Below are 1,300 nucleotides of genomic sequence, written 5' to 3' on the forward strand. Positions count from 1 at the left end.
CAGTGTGTGCTGAGTGCTCATCATCACGATCCATAAATCAAATTTCATTTCAGATTATAGATTAATTTACTGTCTAACCCCAGAAAGCATCTTCTACTGCTTGATCTGATGAAAAGAGCCAAACTTCCTTGATCTTTCCATCATCCATGCGAAAAAGATCAATACCATTCATGTTGAGTTCCTCGCCGTCTGGGCGAGTTCCGACAAAGGTCACATTGGCTGCTACAAGGTCAATATTTTCAGACACCCAGTTAGTCAATACTTTGAAGGTACCGTTTGTTTTTTCTGAAAATTGAGCCAAGTGTGCTCCAAGTGCTTCTTTTCCAACAACTGTACCGGAATTACTATGCTGACCTGGCTGGTGCCAGATAATATCATCTGCCATAGTCTCAAAAACAGCTGGAAAATCACCTGTTATAAGACCATTGTTATATGCATTAAAAATTTCTAAATTTACTGACATGAGTTACTCCTCGTTTCTTTTATTTATGATATAATATTATCACTTACTAACAAAAAGACAAGTAGGCACTTTATTGTTATCTAGTATCAAATATGATACTATTATTGTCAAATAAGAGAATAATTTTAAAAAATTTGGAGGAATTATGGTAACCAAAGTCAGTAAATACGGAATTTGTCCTTTTGCCACGACGCAGCGTGTACTAACAGGCAAATGGGCTCTAGTCATCATCTATCAACTCAGTACGGGGACTAAGCGTTTTAATGAACTACAACGTCTAATTCCTGGCATTACCCAAACCATTCTAACACGACACCTCAGACAGCTCGAGAAGGATAAAATCGTGGAGCGTAAAGTCTATGCTGAAGTTCCCCCACGGGTCGAATACAGTCTAACTGAAATGGGTAGAAAATTTCAAGGTGTCCTAGATGCCATTGAAAGTTGGGGACTGGAGTATATCGAAACTCTAGACTAATTATCTCCTGGGTTCATCTCACCTTACAAAGTGAGACGAACCGAGAGTCACTTCTCAAAAAAAGGCGGAATAAATCCCGCCTTTTATCTTTTATAATTATTTTCCAAGGTAGTATTCAGAAACAACGTTCAATTTTTCGTCAAATTCGAATACCAATGGTGGGAAGTTTGGAATTTCAACATCCATGATTTCGTCATCTGACAATTGTTTGATGTGTTTTACAAGGGCACGGATTGAGTTACCGTGTGCACCTACGAATACGTTTTTACCATCTTTAAGAGCTGGAGCGATTTTATCTTCCCAGAATGGAAGGGCACGTTCCAAAGTAACTTTCAAGTTTTCAGCATCTGGAATTACTGAGT

The 1,300-nt window shown here is 38.4% G+C and carries 3 protein-coding genes; 1 reads left to right on the forward strand and 2 read right to left on the reverse strand.

Features of this window, described 5'->3' with window-relative positions; translation table 11 throughout:
- Window positions 1-73 precede the first annotated feature (73 nt).
- Entirely contained in the window at window positions 74-463 is a 390-nt protein-coding gene (locus HMPREF2607_RS06000; RefSeq protein ID WP_002890784.1) for a nuclear transport factor 2 family protein, read from the reverse strand.
- A gap of 145 nt (window positions 464-608) precedes the next feature.
- On the opposite strand from HMPREF2607_RS06000, the gene HMPREF2607_RS06005 reads away from it, so the two are divergent.
- Window positions 609-938: a winged helix-turn-helix transcriptional regulator gene (locus tag HMPREF2607_RS06005; RefSeq protein ID WP_070476324.1), complete on the forward strand. Its 330-nt coding sequence runs from the start codon at window positions 609-611 to the stop codon at window positions 936-938.
- A gap of 96 nt (window positions 939-1,034) precedes the next feature.
- Here HMPREF2607_RS06005 and HMPREF2607_RS06010 read toward each other — a convergent pair.
- Window positions 1,035-1,300 (reverse strand): 2,3-bisphosphoglycerate-dependent phosphoglycerate mutase (locus HMPREF2607_RS06010; RefSeq protein ID WP_148130158.1); only part of this gene is annotated, 266 nt, incomplete at its 5' end.

Origin of the sequence: Streptococcus sp. HMSC078H03, assembly GCF_001808655.1 — a bacterium.
Taxonomy (GTDB): Bacteria; Bacillota; Bacilli; order Lactobacillales; family Streptococcaceae; genus Streptococcus; species Streptococcus salivarius_G.

What these genes read in the sequence shown, in the direction of transcription:
- HMPREF2607_RS06000 (WP_002890784.1), bottom strand. Translation starts at nt 463, where the DNA reads ATGTCAGTAAATTTAGAAATTTTTAATGCATATAACAATGGTCTTATA.
- HMPREF2607_RS06005 (WP_070476324.1), top strand. Translation starts at nt 609, where the DNA reads ATGGTAACCAAAGTCAGTAAATACGGAATTTGTCCTTTTGCCACGACG.